This is a genomic window from Rhizobium altiplani, from assembly GCF_001542405.1.
GTDB lineage: Bacteria > Pseudomonadota > Alphaproteobacteria > Rhizobiales > Rhizobiaceae > Rhizobium > Rhizobium altiplani.
This window is the reverse complement of the sequence record NZ_LNCD01000083.1, coordinates 25,042-41,983: the sequence shown is the minus strand read 5'-3', so window position 1 is coordinate 41,983 and position 16,942 is coordinate 25,042. Positions and strand designations below refer to the sequence as shown.

At 60.5% G+C, this 16,942-nt stretch carries 18 protein-coding genes; 6 read left to right on the top strand and 12 right to left on the bottom strand.

Annotated elements, in window-relative coordinates; genetic code table 11:
* The first annotated feature begins 25 nt into the window (after positions 1 to 25).
* Positions 26 to 514, top strand: coding sequence for an Lrp/AsnC family transcriptional regulator (locus AS026_RS19050; RefSeq protein WP_007533095.1), 489 nt, complete (start codon positions 26 to 28; stop codon positions 512 to 514).
* A gap of 20 nt (positions 515 to 534) precedes the next feature.
* Here AS026_RS19050 and AS026_RS19045 read toward each other — a convergent pair whose 3' ends face one another.
* Both AS026_RS19045 and AS026_RS19040 read right to left on the bottom strand, forming a co-directional pair.
* Positions 535 to 1,530, bottom strand: coding sequence for an ABC transporter permease (locus AS026_RS19045; RefSeq protein WP_018854787.1), 996 nt, complete (start codon positions 1,528 to 1,530; stop codon positions 535 to 537).
* Positions 1,531 to 1,566: 36 nt separating this feature from the next.
* Entirely contained in the window at positions 1,567 to 2,310 is a 744-nt protein-coding gene (locus AS026_RS19040; protein WP_062371073.1) for an ATP-binding cassette domain-containing protein, read from the bottom strand.
* 213 nt (positions 2,311 to 2,523) lie between these two features.
* Here AS026_RS19040 and AS026_RS19035 point away from each other — a divergent pair, with 213 nt between their 5' ends.
* Together AS026_RS19035 and AS026_RS19030 are read left to right on the top strand one after the other, a co-directional pair.
* The gene (locus AS026_RS19035; RefSeq protein ID WP_062371071.1) at positions 2,524 to 3,504 is read left to right on the top strand and encodes an NAD-dependent epimerase/dehydratase family protein; all 981 of its coding nucleotides are present in this window, start codon (positions 2,524 to 2,526) and stop codon (positions 3,502 to 3,504) included.
* A gap of 48 nt (positions 3,505 to 3,552) precedes the next feature.
* Positions 3,553 to 4,542: a sugar-binding protein gene (locus AS026_RS19030; protein ID WP_018854790.1), complete on the top strand. Its 990-nt coding sequence runs from the start codon at positions 3,553 to 3,555 to the stop codon at positions 4,540 to 4,542.
* A gap of 56 nt (positions 4,543 to 4,598) precedes the next feature.
* Here AS026_RS19030 and AS026_RS19025 read toward each other — a convergent pair whose 3' ends face one another.
* Both AS026_RS19025 and AS026_RS19020 read right to left on the bottom strand, forming a co-directional pair.
* The gene (locus tag AS026_RS19025) at positions 4,599 to 5,300 is read right to left on the bottom strand and encodes a DNA alkylation repair protein (RefSeq protein WP_062371069.1); all 702 of its coding nucleotides are present in this window, start codon (positions 5,298 to 5,300) and stop codon (positions 4,599 to 4,601) included.
* A complete protein-coding gene (locus tag AS026_RS19020; protein ID WP_280949582.1) occupies positions 5,297 to 6,214 on the bottom strand; it encodes an NAD(P)-dependent oxidoreductase in 918 nt (305 codons plus the stop codon). The genes AS026_RS19025 and AS026_RS19020 overlap by 4 nt, the downstream gene beginning before the upstream one ends.
* A gap of 317 nt (positions 6,215 to 6,531) precedes the next feature.
* On the opposite strand from AS026_RS19020, the gene ssuD reads away from it, so the two are divergent.
* The gene (gene ssuD / locus AS026_RS19010; RefSeq protein WP_062371064.1) at positions 6,532 to 7,707 is read left to right on the top strand and encodes an FMNH2-dependent alkanesulfonate monooxygenase; all 1,176 of its coding nucleotides are present in this window, start codon (positions 6,532 to 6,534) and stop codon (positions 7,705 to 7,707) included.
* Between the two features lie 370 nt (positions 7,708 to 8,077).
* Here ssuD and AS026_RS19005 read toward each other — a convergent pair whose 3' ends face one another.
* The 4 genes from AS026_RS19005 to AS026_RS18990 all read right to left on the bottom strand — a co-directional run bounded on the left by AS026_RS19005 (position 8,078) and on the right by AS026_RS18990 (position 10,489).
* Positions 8,078 to 8,554, bottom strand: a complete 477-nt coding sequence (locus AS026_RS19005) for an SRPBCC family protein (protein WP_062371062.1) — start codon at positions 8,552 to 8,554, stop codon at positions 8,078 to 8,080.
* Positions 8,555 to 8,562: 8 nt separating this feature from the next.
* On the bottom strand, positions 8,563 to 8,895 hold the full coding sequence (locus AS026_RS19000) for an ArsR/SmtB family transcription factor (protein WP_062371059.1): 333 nt from the start codon (positions 8,893 to 8,895) through the stop codon (positions 8,563 to 8,565).
* Complete coding sequence (locus AS026_RS18995) at positions 8,892 to 9,575, bottom strand: glutathione S-transferase family protein (protein WP_062371057.1); 684 nt, start codon at positions 9,573 to 9,575, stop codon at positions 8,892 to 8,894. The genes AS026_RS19000 and AS026_RS18995 overlap by 4 nt, the downstream gene beginning before the upstream one ends.
* A 98-nt stretch (positions 9,576 to 9,673) precedes the next feature.
* Positions 9,674 to 10,489 (bottom strand): class I SAM-dependent methyltransferase, encoded by an 816-nt coding sequence (locus AS026_RS18990; protein WP_062371055.1) that lies wholly within the window; start codon positions 10,487 to 10,489, stop codon positions 9,674 to 9,676.
* 125 nt (positions 10,490 to 10,614) lie between these two features.
* Between AS026_RS18990 and AS026_RS18985 the strand changes: the two genes are divergently transcribed.
* Positions 10,615 to 11,337: a DUF2270 domain-containing protein gene (locus tag AS026_RS18985; protein WP_025662000.1), complete on the top strand. Its 723-nt coding sequence runs from the start codon at positions 10,615 to 10,617 to the stop codon at positions 11,335 to 11,337.
* Between the two features lie 18 nt (positions 11,338 to 11,355).
* On the opposite strand, the gene AS026_RS18980 is transcribed toward AS026_RS18985, so the two are convergent.
* From AS026_RS18980 to AS026_RS18965, 4 genes are all read right to left on the bottom strand, one after another.
* Positions 11,356 to 11,622 carry an usg protein gene (locus AS026_RS18980; protein ID WP_062371053.1) on the bottom strand — a complete coding sequence of 89 codons (267 nt, stop codon included), beginning with the start codon at positions 11,620 to 11,622 and terminating at the stop codon, positions 11,356 to 11,358.
* Positions 11,623 to 11,781: 159 nt separating this feature from the next.
* Complete coding sequence (locus tag AS026_RS18975) at positions 11,782 to 12,612, bottom strand: ABC transporter permease (protein WP_025662002.1); 831 nt, start codon at positions 12,610 to 12,612, stop codon at positions 11,782 to 11,784.
* A complete protein-coding gene (locus AS026_RS18970; protein WP_025662003.1) occupies positions 12,609 to 13,412 on the bottom strand; it encodes an ABC transporter permease in 804 nt (267 codons plus the stop codon). Before AS026_RS18970 ends, AS026_RS18975 begins: the two co-directional genes overlap by 4 nt.
* A gap of 113 nt (positions 13,413 to 13,525) precedes the next feature.
* On the bottom strand, positions 13,526 to 14,302 hold the full coding sequence (locus AS026_RS18965; protein ID WP_018854802.1) for an ABC transporter substrate-binding protein: 777 nt from the start codon (positions 14,300 to 14,302) through the stop codon (positions 13,526 to 13,528).
* Positions 14,303 to 14,626: 324 nt separating this feature from the next.
* Here AS026_RS18965 and AS026_RS18960 point away from each other — a divergent pair, with 324 nt between their 5' ends.
* Complete coding sequence (locus tag AS026_RS18960) at positions 14,627 to 16,852, top strand: OmpA family protein (protein WP_062371051.1); 2,226 nt, start codon at positions 14,627 to 14,629, stop codon at positions 16,850 to 16,852.
* The last annotated feature ends 90 nt before the right edge of the window (positions 16,853 to 16,942 follow it).

The window sequence follows — 16,942 nt, the reverse complement described above, 5'->3', positions numbered from 1 at the left end:
AATAAATTCGAAAGGGCTTTTCCGTATGGACCGTCTCGACCGCAAAATCCTGCGCCTGTTGCAGGAGGATTCGACTTTGGCTGTTGCCGATCTCGCCAAGAAGGTCGGGCTGTCCACGACACCCTGCTGGCGGCGCATCCAGAAGATGGAAGAGGATGGCGTGATCAAGCGCCGCGTCGCCATCCTTGACCCGGAAAAGGTCAACACAAAGGTCACGGTTTTTGTCTCGATCCGCACCGCAACACACTCGATCGAGTGGCTGCGGCGTTTTTCGGAAGTCGTTGCCGATTTTCCCGAGGTGGTCGAGTTCTATCGCATGAGCGGCGACGTGGACTACCTTCTGCGGGTGGTCGTGCCTGACATTGCCGCCTATGACGCCTTCTACAAGCGGATGATCGCAAAGATCGAGATTCGCGACGTGTCTTCCGCCTTCGCGATGGAGCAGATCAAGTATTCGACGCAGTTGCCGCTCGATTACATGATCCTCGACAACGCGAAGTCGAACGAGGACTGATACCAGAGCCGCGGCAGTTGCTAGTCGCTCTGCCGCAGGTTCCTGAGCCGGTCAAACAGAACCGCGAGAACGATCGCGCCGCCGATGAAGGTGCCCTGCCAGAAGGCGTTGATGCCGAGCAGGCCGAGGCTGTTGCGGATGACCTCGATCAACGCGGCGCCGACAATGGCGCCGAAGGCGGTGCCGACGCCGCCTGCAAGATTGGCGCCGCCGATGACGGCTGCGGCGATGACCTGCAGTTCCATCCCTGCACCGATGTTCGTGGTTACGGCACCCAGCCATCCGGTCTGGATGATGCCGGCGACACCGGCTGAGAGAGCCGAGATCATATAGACCGCGACTTTGATCTTCCTGACAGGCACGCCCGTCAGCGTGGCTGCATGCTCGTTTCCACCAATCGCGAAGACATAACGGCCGAAGCGCGTCCAGCGCAGCACGAAGCCGGTCAGCAGCGCCAGCACGGCCATGTAAAGGACCGGATTGGCGATGCCGAGCCATGCGCCGCCGCCAAGCGCCAGCAGCTTGTCGTGATCCGGGCCGAACTGGAAGACGACGGTATTGTTGGAGGCCACCATTGCGAGGCTGCGGGCAATTGACAGCATGCCAAGGGTGACGACGAACGGCGGGAATCCGAGATAGGCAATCAACAGGCCGTTGAAGGCGCCGACCACCAGCGCCGTGCCGATCGAGGCCGCAATGCCGGTCCCGATCCCATAGCCGGCATGCATCGTAACCGCCAACACCATACTGCAGAGGCAAAGAACCGACCCAACGGACAGATCGATGCCTCCGGTGATGATGACCAGCGTCATGCCGAGAGCAATGATGGCGACAAAGGTGACGTTGCGGGTGATGTTGTAGAGATTGGTGGGGGTGGCGAAGGAGCTCGTGGCGAAGGACAGGAAGATGCAGGCGATGATGACGGCGACGAGGACCCAGAAGGTCTGGCTCGCGAATACGGACGAGAACCAGTTGCGCTGCCTTTGCGCTATCGTCTGATCGAGGGTTATTGCCATGGTCGACCTTCACTTACGTTAGGGAGCGGCTGCCAGTCACACCTGTTCGATTGCGCCTGTTATGAGCCCGGTGACTTCCTCCGGCGAACTCGCCGTTATCGGCTTGTCGGCAACCTTGCGCCCGCGCCGCATGACGATCACCCGATCGGCGACCGAGAAAACGTCAGGCATGCGGTGGCTGATGAGAATGACCGCGATGCCGCGATCGCGCAGTTGACGGATGTGAGCAAGAACCTCGGCAACCTGGCGAACCGAGATGGCGGCGGTAGGCTCGTCCATGAGCACGAGCTTCGCTTCCGCCAGCATGGTGCGAGCGATTGCGACGGCCTGGCGCTGACCACCCGACATCTGCTTCACCAGATCTCGCGGCCGCGTCTCCGATTTCAGTTCCTTGAAGATTTCGCCGGCGCGCTTGTACATCGTCTTGTAATCGAGAATGCGCATGGGGCCGTAACCACGGCGCATCTCGCGGCCGAGGAACACGTTCGCTGCGGCCGTCAGATTGTTGCAGAGCGCCAGGTCCTGGTGGACGATCTCGATGCCCCGCTGCCGGGCCTCGACTGGTCGATGCAGAATGAGGTCGTTGCCGTCGAGCCGCATCGTTCCATGGCTCGGACGGAAATTGCCCGCGATCATTTTCACGAGCGTCGATTTGCCGGCGCCGTTATCGCCCATCAATCCGACGACTTCTCCCGCTTCCAGCAAAAACGAAACGTCGTTGACCGCCTGTATGGCGCCGAAATGTTTGGAGATGTTGGCGAGCTCAAGAACTGCCACCAGCCGTCTAGCCTCCCAAAGCGCGACCCTTTCTTGGGGCCGCTGATTCGCTCGCCAGTTTCCTCCCTGCGAGCGCTTACAACATTTACCCAGAACCGTGCGAAACCGTCAATCGGATGCTGCTAATTTACCGTCTTTGTTACAATTACTCGTTTCATACTACAATTCGATTGACGCGCGGAGGTCTCTGTATATTAGCTGTTGACGGAGGAGAGCATGCTGATCCTTGTCACCGGTGCAACGGGCAAGGTCGGGCAGCGCTTCATCGGGGGGCTGCTCGACGATCCGCGATTTTCCAAGGCGCGCATTCGCGCGCTTTGTCATAATCGCTTGTGCCCGGAAAACGAGCGTGTCGAAGCTGTGCGAGGCTCAATCAGCGATCGAGGGGCCGTGTCGAATGCGCTTGCCGGCGTCACGCATGTCGTGCATCTCGCGACATGCAAGGAAACGCCTGAAGATGTCATGGACGTCACCGTCAAGGGACTTTTTTGGCTGCTCGAGGGCTTCAGGACGAGCGCTACTGCGCGCCAATTCATTCTTATCGGCGGCGATGCAGGGATAGGGCACTTTTTCTATCGCCATGAAGCGCCAATCACAGAGGCTACGCCTCACCAAGCCTATCCCGGCTGCTATGCGCTGTCGAAGGTGCTGGAAGAGGTGATGCTGGAGCAGTTCCAGATACAGTATGGCATAAACGGCTGCTGCTTGCGCGCGCCCTGGATCATGGAGAAGGACGACTTCAAGTTCACCTTGTCGTTCGGCGACGATGTTTTCGGCGGGCCGGACTGGAAGACACTCGTGCCGCGGGCTGATTCGGAGCGCTATCAGCGGGAGCAGACGGTGCCGTTGTTGCGCGATGCCGACGGCAGGCCGCTGAAGCGCAATTTCGTTCACGTTGACGATCTGGTTTCGGCGATCCTCGCGTCGCTCGACAATCCGCGCGCGCGAGGTCAGCTGTTCAACATCTGCATGGACCGACCTGTCGACTACGGCGAGGTTGCCGCCCACCTTTCGCGGACGCGCGGCCTCGGTGCGGTCGATATACCGAGCCAGTTCCATTCCAACTGGATGGACAACAGCAAGGCGAAATACCTGCTCGAATGGCGGCCCGTCTACGATCTGGAAATGCTAATCGACTCGGCCTGGGGGTATGTGCGTTTGGAGGAGGATCCTCGCATCGTCTGGTATCCGGGTTGATCATGTGGCGGACGATGGCGCCCGCCATTTTTTCAATGGGAGGAAGCTATGAGGAAGGCATTATTGCTTACAGCCGCGGTGTTGGCGCTGACCGCGGGACAGGCGCTGGCGGCCAAAAAACAGTTGGTCATCGTTGTGAAAGGCCTCGACAACCCGTTCTTCGAGGCAATCAACCAAGGCTGCCAGAAGTGGAACAAGGAAAACGCCAGTTCCGAATACGAGTGCTTCTACACTGGCCCTGCATCGACTTCGGATGAAGCCGGCGAAGCGCAAATCGTTCAGGACGTGTTGGGCAAGGCGGAAACGGTGGCCATCGCCATTTCTCCGTCGAACGCCAAACTGATCGCTCAAACGCTGAAGACAGCAAATCCCAAGGTTCCCGTGATGACGCTCGACGCCGACCTTGCGGCGGAAGATTCAGCACTGCGCAAGACCTATCTCGGCACCGATAACTATCTGATGGGCGCGCGCATCGGCGAGTACATCAAGAAGGCCAAGCCGCAGGGCGGCAAGATCTGCACGATCGAAGGCAACCCGGGTGCCGACAACATTCTGCGTCGCGCGCAGGGGATGCGTGACACCCTGACCGGCCAGAAAGGCCTGACCGCGCTGAAAGGCGAGGGCGGGTGGACCGAAGTTGCCGGTTGCCCGGTCTTCACGAACGACGATGGCGCCAAAGGCGTTCAGGCCATGACCGACATTCTCCAGGCAAACCCGGATCTCGATGCTTTCGGGATTATGGGCGGCTGGCCGCTGTTCGGCGCGCCGCAGCCCTATCGCGACCTGTTCAAGCCGATGGCCGAAAAGATCGGCAAGAACGAGTTCGTGATCGGTGCGGCCGACACGATCGGTGATGAAGTCGCGATCGCCAAGGAAGGTCTCGTCACCGCTCTTGTCGGCCAGCGGCCGTTCGAAATGGGCTACAAGGCACCGTCAGTGATGATGGACCTGATCGCCGGCAAGACGGTCCCGGATCCAGTCTTCACCGGCCTCGATGAGTGCACCAAGGATACGGTCGATACCTGCATCCAGAAATAGTGGGGGGGAAGGACGGCGGGCGGATACCATCATCCGCTCGCTGTCTTTTACAGCGATTATCGCGTTGCCGACTTTCGCTCGAGCCTCGCGATGACCTTCTCGCTTTTGAGTTCCCGGACGGTGTCCTTGCCGATCCAGCGCGCGGTCCGGTCGTCAGATGCGGCAAGTCGTTCTGCGACTGTGCATGCGCGAGCATGGCAATGCAGGTTGCGTTTGCCGATGTTTCGCAGCGCCCAGTTCACCGCCTTGCGTACGAAATTGCGCGGGTCGCGAGCGTGCGCGTCTATAAGTGGAAGCCAGGCAAGGATCGTGTCGTCCGGCTCATTCTTCAGATGCACGGCTGCGCTGGCAATCATCGCAAAGGCAGTTCGCCGAACGAACTCGCGATCGTCGGCTGCGAATTCAGGTATGAGCGCCTTGAGACCAGCCTCGACGTAGAGGTCTGCCGCCGTATCGACGATTTCCCACGAGTGAAAGTTATCGGACCATGTTCTGGCGAGGTCTGCCGTGAGCTTCTGCGGTTCGGCCGTATAGAGCGCTAGCAGGCGCGCTTCGCGGATGTTGCCTTGCCACAGCTCCAGCGCACGGCCGTTACTTTGCTTCACCGTTCGGGCGATCTTTCGGAGATCCGAATTGGAGATGCCGAGCGCCGTTTCGGTGACGATGCCGAAACGGGCCATGCCTGATATGTTTTCCTCCGAGCGCAGCGTTTGCAGATGCGCAATCAGCTCCGCGCTGCTGGAGGAGGGACCGATCATTTTTCGAGACGAGCCAGGAGCGAGGACGTATCCCAGCGATTGCCGCCCATGGCCTGGACGTCACCATAGAATTGGTCGACCAAGGCCGTCACCGGCAGCTTCGCGCCGTTGCGGCGTGCCTCGTTGAGCACGATCCCGAGATCCTTGCGCATCCAGTCGATGGCAAAGCCGAAGTCGTACTTGCCTGCATTCATCGTTTTGTGCCGGTTCTCCATCTGCCAGGAGCCGGCAGCACCCTTGGAGATAACCTCGACGACCTTCTCGATGTCGAGGCCAGCGCGCTTGCCGAAGTGAATGCCCTCCGCCAGCCCTTGGACGAGGCCGGCGATGCAGATCTGGTTGATCATCTTGGTCAGCTGACCGGCACCCGCCGGTCCCATGAGGCCGACCATCCGGGCGTAGGCATCGATCACCGGCTTTGCCTTGTCAAAGATGGCCTCGTCACCACCGCACATGACGGTCAAGACGCCGTTCTCGGCGCCGGCCTGTCCACCCGATACCGGGGCATCGATAAAGGCGCAGCCCTTGCCTTTTGCGGCGGCATCGAGCTCGCGGGCAACTTCCGCGCTCGCGGTCGTGTTGTCGATCAGGATCGCGCCGGGCTTCATCGTCTGGAGAACGCCGTTTTCACCTGTTGTCACCGAACGGAGATCATCGTCGTTGCCGACGCAGGTAAAGACGAAATCCGCATCCTTGGCCGCTTCGGCGGGTGTTGGGGCCGCTCTGCCGCCGAACTTCTCCGCCCAGGCCGCCGCCTTCGATGCGGTCCGGTTGTAGACGGTAACGTCATGGCCGCCCTTCACCTTGAGATGGCCAGCCATGGGAAACCCCATTACGCCAAGACCGATGAATGCGACTTTTGCCATGTGCCAATCCTCTCCTGAATGCCGGGCATGAGGATTAGCGGAAAGCACGGCGCTCGGAAAGCCGTCGAAGTGCGGGTCGCATCGTGGCGGAAAAATTTTCTCCGAAAGCGGCAATTGCCGGTTCGGATAATCCGGCGAGCCTCGAAAGATAATAATTCCAAATGTCGATCGATTTGATGGTTTTTGTCAAGATTGCAACGAGACACTGGAGCGCGGAGAGCGGCTGACTTCCAGAGAGGGAAGACAATGATTTTACGACGTCAAACACTGGGGCTTTTCGGCATGGCACCGTCCTGAACACCGACGACGGGCGCCTCGCACGCAAAGCAAAGCTAATTCAATTCCGACTAGAAGGCATCATTTCCATGACCGGCAAACACGATCCCATCAATTTCCTCTGGTTCATCCCGACCTCGGGGGATGGTGCCTATCTCGGCTCGAACGAGCAGACGCGCGCGCCGGAAATCGGTTATCTCACCCAGATTGCCCAGGCGGCTGATCGCCTTGGGTACTCCGGCGTGCTGCTGCCGACGGGCGTTGCCTGTGAAGAATCGTTCGTGACAGCGGCAGCGCTCGCTGCCAAGACCGAGAAGCTGCAGTTTCTGGTGGCAATCCGTCCGGGTACGGCATCACCGGCATACTACGCGCGTCTAACGACGACGCTGGATCGTATTTCGAATGGGCGCCTGCTGCTCAACATCGTCGTCGGCGGCAGTCCGGCGGAGCTTGCCGGCGACGGCATTCGTTTGGCCCACGACGAGCGCTATGCCCATGCCGATGAGTTCTTCACGGTCTTCGAAGAGCTGCTCGAAAAGGGTGCCGCGAGTTACGACGGCAAATACATCAAGGCGACGAATGCGAAGCTTGGCTTTCCATCGGTGCAGAACCCGCGGCCGCCCCTGTACTTCGGCGGTTCGTCGGATGCTGGTATCGACTTCTCGGTCGGCCGCGTCGACAAGTACCTGACTTGGGGCGAGCCGCCGGCTCAGGTTGCCGAAAAGGTTCAAAAGGTACGGGGTGCCGCGGCGAACAAGGGGCGCGAGGTCAGCTTCGGCATTCGCCTGCATTTCATCGTCCGCGAAACCGATGAGGAAGCATGGGCAGCGGCCGATCGTCTGATCTCGAAACTCGACGATGAGACGATCCGCGAGGCGCAGGAGCGCTTTGTCAAGGAATCCGACTCCGTCGGCCAGCAGCGTATGGCGGCCCTGCACGGTGGCCGGCGCGACAAGCTGGAAGTGTCGTCGAACCTTTGGGCCGGTGTCGGCTTGGTGCGCGCCGGGGCAGGGACAGCACTTGTCGGGTCGCCGAAGACCGTGGCCGCTCGCCTGCGGGAATATCAGGACGTCGGTATCGATACGGTCATCGGATCCGGTTATCCTCATCTCGAGGAGGCCTATCGCGTTGCCGAGCTACTGTTCCCGGAACTCGGGATCACGCGCGAAGAGCAGCGTCACGGCTTCCAGAGCGATTTCGGCAAGCATCAGGTCTTCGGTGGCGGCAGCCATGGTGGAAACCTCAAAGTGGTGTCCGGCTCCTGATGTGCCAACCGGCGCCGTCTGTTGTCGGACGGCGCGCTTTCATCGACGACGCACCTGCCGACCATGCTCGCCGGATCCTGCGTCGACCGGTGGTGCTGGCTTAGCTACAGCCCGGCCTCTTCCGGCTAGTGCACCAACGCGTTGACTGTGACAATCAGGAGAAAGGCAGCGATAACCAGGGACGCTCCCCAGGCAACCGTGCGATTGGCCCGGGCCAGGACGCTTGGCCTGGGGCCGCGCTTGGGATTGAATCTCGGCCGCCGCTTGAGCGTGGATCCGGTTTGTGTGTGTCGTTTATCTGCAGTCATGCTGCCTCGCCTGCCGCCGTGAGATGCCGAGGCGCCAACCTAGCATGAAACCGGTTCAAGATTTAGTGCGCTGTGCTGCCGTCGCGCTCGACAAACGCCTGTATGCGATCGACCAGAATTTCCGTTCCCTGCCGTCGCGAGCCACCGTCGGTATAGTCATCGAGGAAGACGACCTGTTCCGTAAAGAGCATGGTTGTTCCTGATGGCGTAGCTTCGAAGGTGATCGTCGCAAGCGATGCCGAAATGCGGGTTTGGCCGAGCTTCATGTCATAGGCATAGATGATGCGGGCCTGCGGCACGATATCGAGATAGCGCGCCTCGTAGGCATGCAGCACGCCGTCGCTGTCTGCGACGCGATTGCGCTCCTGGCCGCCGATGCGGAACTCGAGGCTGTATTCGATGGGCACCCACTCGTCGTGGCATGCAAACCACTTGCGCTTGGCCTCCGCATCGGCCCAGGCGGCAAACACCCGTGAGACCGGCGCCCGCATCTTTCGCTCGATTGCGAATGTCTCGTGCATGGCGGAATGTCTTGTCATGTCGTTCGTCACTCCGGTTGGTCGTCCGAGAGAAATCGTTCAAGTCGGTCAAAGCTGGCGTTCCAGCTTGCCTTGTGTTCGGCAAGCCAGCGTTCCACCTGGCCCAATGCGCCTGCTTCCAGGCGATAAGTCCGCACGCGGCCGCTCTTTTCGGAATGGACAAGGCCGCTCCTTTCCAGCACGGCGAGATGTTTCATAACGGTCGGCAGAGCCATCGACAGAGGCTCGGCAAGCTCTGACACCGAGGCTGGGCCGCGGCCGAGACGATCAACCATCCCGCGCCGGCTGCGGTCCGAAAGCGCGTGGAACATCTCATCGAGTGTGGCCGGTTCGTCCATCATATAGAGGCTTCGTCCGGCCGGAAGCGCGCGGGTAGCCGTTCCCGGTAGGGATAGAATCTGAAATACGGCCGCGCTTCTTCAAGGACCCGTGCAAAGGACGGGCGCGCCAGTAGCCTGTCGTAGTAAGCCCGCAGGCTTGGCTGGCCGGCGAAAGGGACAAGGGTCTCGGCATAGAAGAGGGCGGGTGCCGCGGCGCAGTCGGCCATGGTGAAGCTATCCCCTGCGATCCAAGGGTGTTCGCCGAGTTTCTGCTCAATCATGCCGTAGGCCTTGCGCAGCGCCGCCTCAGCACCGGCCACGCGGCTCGGATCGCCGCCGCCGCGCAGACGTTCGGCGACGATCTGTTGCATCGGTTCCTGCACGTGCAGGTCAAAGAAGCGATCCCACAGGCGGACCTCAAGCGCTTTGTCGAAATCGCCTGGGATGAGGGCCGTCGCACCCGGATAGTAGCGATCGAGATACTCGATGATGATCGTCGTTTCAGGGACAGTGCGGTTGCGTGCCTCGTCGCGCAGCACCGGCATCTTTCCGAGTGGCCAGACGCTGAGGAACGCGGCTCTCGACGCCTCGTTTCCGAGATCGACATGGACCGCCTCGAACGGCGCGCCATTCTCGTAAAGGGCGATCAGGACCTTTTGGCAGAAGGATGCAAGCGGATGACTGTGGAGGAAGAGCGACATGCGGCCGGCCTTTCACGTTGTTTTAAAACTTGCATGAATGGCTAAGTATCAGGGTGCCGCTTCGCTGGCAACAGGAAAGTTGCGTGGATGGATAAGTATTAAGCCAGCCGCGCAATCACCAGGTGGCCCGGGCTCGGATTGCCTTCCTGCATGCGAACGTTGATCCCTCGCATCTCGACGAGCTCGAATCCCGTCGCTGCGAGGCGTTCGCGAATATAAGCTGCCGAATGCAAAAAGCGCTGATGCGGGCCGACCATGTAGGGTTGGCCATCTGCGGAGGCTTCGGGCAGTTCCTCGGATGAAAAGATGAAGAAACCGCCGGGGTTCAGGTTTTCCGCGACGCCGAAGAACAGCGGTTCGAGCGCGCCGAGATAGGGCAGGACATCCGTCGCGGTGATGAGATCGAACGGATCCTCGTCATTGTCTTCAAGGAAGTCTTCGACCTCAGCGACAAAGAGCGTGTCGTAGACCTCCTTCTCGTGGGCGATCTCGACCATGTTTTCGGAAATGTCGATGCCGGTCATGTCCTCGCAGAGGTTGCTGAGCGCGCTGCCGGTGAGGCCAGTGCCGCAGCCGAGGTCGAGCATGCGCTTGAAGGGGCCAAGGTTCAGCTCCTGCAGGCGCTGGCGCACCATCATCGGCACGTGGTAGCCGAGCTGTTCGACGAGAACGTCCTCGAAGACTTCGGCGTGCTGATCGAACAGGGTCTCGACATAGGCGTCCGGCGCCTTGGGCGGCGTCTCGCCGCGTCCCATGGAGGCGATCCGGACGGCGGCGCCGCCATGATCCTCGGGGTCGATGGCCAGGACCTCTTCATAGGCCTTTACGGCGGCATCGACATCTCCCGCCTTCTCGAGGGCAAGAGCCCGGTTATAGGCTTCCGCGAGTGCGTCTTCGTCGATCTTCTTGGCCATAGCAATTCACCATCGTTTTAATTCCAGAGCTGCGTCTACGGCGACTGATTGTCTTTTGCAATGGCGACGTTCGAGGCGCAGAATAAGGATCCTCTAATGGATAAGAACAAAATGGAGGAAATACCATGGTGGCCGAAATCAGTAAGGCAAACTTCGAGATAGAGCTGGATAGCCCGCGACCAGCGCTCCCGGCAACGCCAAGCGAGATCACGAATACGCTCAGCCACTATTATCGGGGAGAGCTCGGCCGGATGATAAGCTGGCGCGATCGCATCGACCGAACATCAAATTGGGCGATCACGGTCTCGGCGGCGCTGCTTTCCGTTTCACTATCGACGCCGACCTCGCACCATGGCGTGCTGCTTTTCGGGATGATGCTGATCACCCTGTTGTTGCTCATCGAAGCGCGCCGATACCGCTTCTTCGATATCTACCGCGCCCGAGTGCGGAAGCTGGAGCGGGGCTATTTCGCACAAATTCTTGCGCCGAACGGCGAATCCAGGCCCGATTGGGCCGGCGCGATCGCCAGGAGCTTGCGCAAGCCGCAATTTCTCTTGAGCTACCCCGGGGCGGTCAAGCGGCGACTGCGCCGCAACTATTGCTGGATGTATTTTATCCTGTTGCTCGCATGGTGTCTGAAGATCACCACGCCGAAGCTCCAGACAGAGGGCAATCCGCTGACGCAGACGCATTCATGGACTTACGTAGTCGAGAACGCGGCACTTGGGCCAATCCCGGGCTGGGCCGTGCTCTGCCTGGTTGCCTTGGGCTATGCCGGTATCCTCTATGGCACACTGCATCGGGAGATGGACGAAGACGAGTTCGTCAAAGGGGAGGCTCATGTCTGATCGGCGTTCGCAGCGCGATCAGTTGATGATGAACTCGCCTCTCAGCGCCCGCCATTCGGTGGCCGAGATGAGCTTGCGGTGCATGTAGCGGACCGAATGCAGCGGTCCGTCGAGCCTTTCCTGCCAGAACTTCAGGAAGCTGCGCATTTCCGGAAAATCCGGTGCAAGGTCGTAGTCCTGCCAGATGTAGGTCTGTAGGATCGTTTGGTGATCCGGCATCCGGTAGATGATTTGGGCCGTCGTGAGGCCGTAGCCCTGAAGCTGCCTTTCCATGTCCTTGTGCATCGTCGTCTCGCTTCTGCTTCCAATGGTCGCTCATTAGCGATCAATGAAATGGAACCACTACATGCTTAACCGAAGCTTGACGAATTGCTAGTACCTCAGGAATTTCTTTTGCAATTTCAAATTGTTGGCAGCTCTCATCGGCGAGTGCTGCCAGGTTTTTCAGCGCTTCAGGTGGCGGGTGAGGCGGCGCTCGATCCAGGCCCAGAGATGGCGCAGGGCTTCGACCATGGTGAGGTAGAAAATCGCTGCCCAAAGGTAGGTCTGGTAATCGAAGGTGCGCGAGAAGGCGTAGCGCGTTTCACCCATCAGGTCGAGAACGGTGATGATGGCGACAACCGCAGAGCCCTTGATCAACAGGATGATCTCGTTGCCGTAGGGCCGCAAGGCGACAATCAGCGCCTGCGGCAAGACGATCTTGCGGAAGGCGATGACCTGGTGGATGCCGAGCGACGCCGCGGCTTCGTGCTGGCCGCGCGGAACGCTCTGGATGGCGCCACGCAGGATTTCAGCCTGATAGGCAGCCGTGTTGATGGTCATCGCAAACAGACCGCAATACCAGGCATCGCGGAAGAACCACCACAGGCCGACCGTTTCCAGCTGGGGACGGAAACTGCCCAGGCCGTAGTAAATGAGGAAGAGCTGTGCCAGCAGCGGCGTGCCGCGGAACACATAGACGTAGCAGTAGGCGATGCCGTTGATAAACCTGTTCTTCGACATGCGGGCAAAGGCCAACGGCAGCGACAAGATGGCGCCGAAGAATACCGAGATCACCACCAAGGCAATCGTCGTATACAGACCATGCAGGTAGCGGGGACCGTAGCGGGTGAACTTCTCCGGATCCCATCCGGTCACGACCATCGTGACAAGTGCGGCAGCCAGGACGATCCAGAGAGCGACGACAACGTATCCCGTAATGCGCGTCGCGGTGATCGGCTTGTGCGCTTGCTTCGGGGCCGGCTGCGCCGGAATGAGGGTCTGGGCGTGGCTCATCGGCTGATCTCCGAACGCTTGGCCCACCGTTCGATGTAACGAAGGCCGAAGGAGGAAATGATGGCGAGGCCGAGATAGAGAGCGCAGGCGACGGTATAGAACAGGAATGCCTGTTTGGTGACCTTAACGGCGACACCGGTCTGCCGCAGGATATCGGCAAGGCCAATGATCGAGACGTAAGACGTATCCTTGAGCAGGATCATCCAGAGGTTCACCAGGCCGGGAAGGGCGATGCGCACCAGTTGCGGCAACACGATCAGGCGCAACGTGCGCCCACGATGAAAGCCCAGTGCGTCCCCGGCTTCGTACTGGCCTTTCGGAATGGCGCGGAAAGCCGAGAGCAGCACCTCCGAGCAATAGGCCGAAAATACGATCGAAAGCGCGATCACGCCCGCCAAGAAAGCGTTGATTTCTATCCGGCCGTCATAGCCCATGGAGGCGAGGACTGACTGGATCAGGATCTGCATGCCGTAATAGATGATGAACAGCGTCAGCAGTTCCGGCAGACCACGGAAGATCGTGGTGTAGATGCCGGCCGCGAGGCGGACCGATTTCTCTTCCGATTGTTGGCCGAGTGCGACGAGGAAGCCGATGACAAGTCCGATTGGAAGGGTAACCAGAGCGACCGCAACTGTGACCTTGAGGCCGGCGGCGATCTCATCGCCCCAACCGGTGTCGCCACAGGCAAGGATCGTCGAGGAACCGAACCACGTGAAGAGTCCTGCGGGTCCGCAAAGCGGATCGAAGATATGCCCAATCCAGGCCCAGAATGGACCTAGCGCGGAAAATAATCCGCTCATGCCAGTTTTCCCCTCGCGGTTTCTACCGCTTTGATCTTTCTATCGTTGTCAAACAAAAATGGCGGAAGAGCAAGCCTTCCGCCACCAGCTTTATCAGCGACCTACAGCTTTTCTTATTCGCCGTAAACGTTGAAGTCGAAGTACTTGTCCTGGATCTTCTTGTATTCACCGCTGGTGCGGATCGCGGCGATCGCGGTGTTCAGCTTTTCGCGCAGCGCGTCGTCGCCCTTGCGGACGGCAATGCCTGCACCAACGCCGTTGATTTCCTTGTCGACCGGCAGTGGCGTCAGGATCTTGCAGCATGCGCCGGCATCCGACTTGACCCACTGCGACAGCACGACGATGTCGTCGATGACGGCGTCGACGCGCCCATTCGTGATGTCGAGCTTGTACTCGTCTGCCGTCGGGTAGAGCTTCAGCTCGGTATCCGGCAGGTGCTTTTCAGCGTAGTTCGAGTGGGTGGTCGAGGTCTGCGCGCCGATCGTCTTGCCCTTCAGGCCGGCAACGTCGGTGACGGTCGAATCCTTCGGCACGGCGATTGCCGGCGGGGTGTTGTAGTATTTGTTGGTGAAGTCGACGAGCTTCGAGCGCTCCGGCGTGATCGACATGGACGAGATGATCATGTCGAACTTCTTGGCCTGCAGGGCCGGAATGATGCCGTCCCAGTCGCTGCTGACGATGGTGCAGTCGGCCTTCATCTCGGCGCAGAGCGCGCGGGCGATGTCCATGTCGAAGCCCAGGAACTGGCCGCTGGCGTCAACATATTCGAAGGGCGGGTAGGTCGAGTCTGTTCCGATGACATACTTCTCGCCATCAGCCATGGCGGCGCCTGCGAAAAGAGACATCGCGGCGACGGAAGCGGCGGCAAGAATACGGGTGGAGATACGCATGTTAGTCCTCTCTGTTGGTGCTGCCGCTCGTGTTCTTCTTTTGGACGGCGGCTGAGCAGGGCGGTGCAAGACACGGCCTTGGCGCGATACTCAAACCTTTTTTAGCGGAATTGCAACTGGAATCGCAGGGGTGCCGCGAACGATCAACTATGTCGAAGATGAACAATGCCGCACTGCCACATTCATACCGGGTTAATGCTGCAGTTCCTAAGACTCGTGGAACAAATGCAGTCCCCGCGCGGTTTTCGCCGCGGATGAGTGCCCCAAAATCGGACGTGGCCACGACCACGTCCCAAGAAAATGAAGTCAGCGAGGAGCCCCTTTATGGGAATGAAATCCAGATTGTTTGCAAGTGCCGCCTTTCCGCTGTTGTCGCTGTCGCTTGTGATGCCTCCAGTGCAATCCTTTGCCGCAGTTGCCAGCGTTGAACAGGTTCAGACAGCACCGCAAGCGGTCGCGGGCAGCTTCGAGGTTGCGCAGGATGCGCCCTCCGATGAAGAGCTTCTGAAGAAGCACCACAAGCAGCATGGCGGCGGCGGTGAAGAACAGGCGCCGGTCGCCCAGCAGGAGCAGCCACAGCAATCGCAGGAAGCGCCTGCCGAAAAGCCACGCAAGCAGCGTGAGCCGGCAGCAGAGGCACAGCCCGCGCCACAGCAAGAGCCTGTCGTCGAACAGCAGTTGCAGGAGGCAGCCCCCGTCGAAAAACCGCGCAAGAAGCGGCAGCCGGCCGGCGAGCAGGCAGAGCCTGCGGCTCCGCAGGAGCAGATAGCCCCGGCCCAGGAACAGCAGTTGCAGGAAGCAGCCCCTGTCGAAAAGCCGCGCAAGAAGCGGCAGCCGGCTGCTGAACAGGCTGAGCCTGCGGCGCCACAGGAGCAGATAGCCCCGGCGGCCCAGGAACAGCAGCCTGTGGAAGGCCAGGAAAAGCCGCGTCGCAACAAGCGCGATAAGCAGCAACCTCAGCAGGAGGCCGCGCCGCAGCCGCAGACCGAGCAGGTCGCCCCGCAGCAGGAGCAGGCTCAGCCGCAGGGCGAAGCGCCGCAGCCCACGAGCAAGGCAGGCAAGCAGCAGGCGACCGAAAGCTCTGAGCAGCCGGTGAAGCCGCGCAAGAAGCCTGCCGCTGAATCGCAGGCGCCAGCCGCGGAACAGGCGCCTGCTCCAGAAGAGTCGCCGACGGCCGAGAAGCCGCCCGTTCCTGCGCAAGAGCCGGCGACGGACACGCGGCCGATCCTGAAACAGGGCGAACAGGTTCCATCACCTCAGCAGGGTGATCAAGCACCGGCTCAGCAGCAGGGTGAACAGGTTCCGGCGCAGCCGACCGATCAGCCGGCAGTGGGCCAGGCCGAGCAGGTTATCCCGGCTCCGGAGAAAATCACGCCCAAGGAACTCGAGCGCCGCAAGGAGATTGCCGCGGACCCGAGCAAGAGCACGGAGACCGTCGTTCTGCCGGTTGAAAACGGTGCTGCCGTTCTCGACAGCGATAAGGACGCCGACCGCTCGGGTGGCATCCAGTCTCGTCGTGACCGCGACAGGCAACGCGGCCAGGAGCAGAATTTCCGGGTTCCGAAAACCGACGCCGAGGCCCAGATCATAAGCGAGGGCGCCAAGGCTGCTCCGATCAAGATCGAAGCCGTGACCAGCGAACAGGGCCGGCGTCTCGACACGCGTCCGCGGTTCGAACGGCCTGAAGGCGCGCGCTTCGGCGAGCGTGGTGACGACAATCGTGTGATTATCCAGATCAACAACCAGACGATCGTTCGCGGCGATGACGACCGGCGCTTCCTGCGTGACGGCGAACGGCCGACCTACGAACAGCTGCCGCGGGACCGTTACCGTGAGACGATCGACCGCGACGGCTATCAGATCGTGACGATCCGCAACCGCTACGGCGACATCATTCAACGGTCGCGCATCGACAACGGCGGCCGCGAGTCCGTGCTCTATTATTCGCCCGGTCTCTACGAAGATCCGGACCGCGGCTACTTCGAAGATCCAGGTCGCGACCTGCCGCCGATGCGCCTGCGCATTCCGCTCGACGACTACATCATGGACACAAGCAGCGACGACGATCGCGACTATTACGACTTCCTGCGCGAGCCGCCGGTAGAGCCCGTGGAACGGGTCTATTCGCTGGATGAGGTGAAGTACTCGGCGCGCATCCGCGACAAGGTTCGCCGTATCGACCTAGATACGATCACCTTTGCAACGGGGAGTGCCGAGATCCCGATGAGCCAGGCGCGCAGCCTGCGCAAGGTCGCCGATGCGATCAACGAGGTGTTGCGGAAGGATCCGTCGGAAACCTTCCTGATCGAAGGTCATACGGACGCGGTCGGCTCCGACCAGAGCAACCTCGTCCTCTCGGACCAACGCGCGGAATCGGTGGCGAACGTCATGACCGACGTTTACGGCATCCCGCCGGAGAACCTGGCGACGCAGGGCTACGGCGAACGTTACCTCAAGGTCAACACGCAGGGGCCGAACCAGGAGAACCGCCGCGTCACCATCCGTCGCGTGACGGCGCTGGTACGCCCGGTCGCCTCCGCGAGCCGATAATCGAAACTGATCGAAAGCCGCCGGGAGACCGGCGGCTTTCGTTTGCGCGCTCTGCGGTTCTGGCGCGAGCGCACCAGCTAGGTCGCAACG

Excerpts from the sequence above, each read along its gene's own strand:
- AS026_RS19050 (WP_007533095.1), top strand. The coding sequence starts at position 26 with ATGGACCGTCTCGACCGCAAAATCCTGCGCCTGTTGCAGGAGGATTCG.
- AS026_RS19045 (WP_018854787.1), bottom strand. The coding sequence starts at position 1,530 with ATGGCAATAACCCTCGATCAGACGATAGCGCAAAGGCAGCGCAACTGG.
- AS026_RS19035 (WP_062371071.1), top strand. The coding sequence starts at position 2,524 with ATGCTGATCCTTGTCACCGGTGCAACGGGCAAGGTCGGGCAGCGCTTC.
- AS026_RS19030 (WP_018854790.1), top strand. The coding sequence starts at position 3,553 with ATGAGGAAGGCATTATTGCTTACAGCCGCGGTGTTGGCGCTGACCGCG.
- AS026_RS19025 (WP_062371069.1), bottom strand. The coding sequence starts at position 5,300 with ATGATCGGTCCCTCCTCCAGCAGCGCGGAGCTGATTGCGCATCTGCAA.
- ssuD (WP_062371064.1), top strand. The coding sequence starts at position 6,532 with ATGACCGGCAAACACGATCCCATCAATTTCCTCTGGTTCATCCCGACC.
- AS026_RS19005 (WP_062371062.1), bottom strand. The coding sequence starts at position 8,554 with ATGACAAGACATTCCGCCATGCACGAGACATTCGCAATCGAGCGAAAG.
- AS026_RS19000 (WP_062371059.1), bottom strand. The coding sequence starts at position 8,895 with ATGATGGACGAACCGGCCACACTCGATGAGATGTTCCACGCGCTTTCG.
- AS026_RS18995 (WP_062371057.1), bottom strand. The coding sequence starts at position 9,575 with ATGTCGCTCTTCCTCCACAGTCATCCGCTTGCATCCTTCTGCCAAAAG.
- AS026_RS18990 (WP_062371055.1), bottom strand. The coding sequence starts at position 10,489 with ATGGCCAAGAAGATCGACGAAGACGCACTCGCGGAAGCCTATAACCGG.
- AS026_RS18985 (WP_025662000.1), top strand. The coding sequence starts at position 10,615 with ATGGTGGCCGAAATCAGTAAGGCAAACTTCGAGATAGAGCTGGATAGC.
- AS026_RS18980 (WP_062371053.1), bottom strand. The coding sequence starts at position 11,622 with ATGCACAAGGACATGGAAAGGCAGCTTCAGGGCTACGGCCTCACGACG.
- AS026_RS18975 (WP_025662002.1), bottom strand. The coding sequence starts at position 12,612 with ATGAGCCACGCCCAGACCCTCATTCCGGCGCAGCCGGCCCCGAAGCAA.
- AS026_RS18970 (WP_025662003.1), bottom strand. The coding sequence starts at position 13,412 with ATGAGCGGATTATTTTCCGCGCTAGGTCCATTCTGGGCCTGGATTGGG.
- AS026_RS18965 (WP_018854802.1), bottom strand. The coding sequence starts at position 14,302 with ATGCGTATCTCCACCCGTATTCTTGCCGCCGCTTCCGTCGCCGCGATG.
- AS026_RS18960 (WP_062371051.1), top strand. The coding sequence starts at position 14,627 with ATGGGAATGAAATCCAGATTGTTTGCAAGTGCCGCCTTTCCGCTGTTG.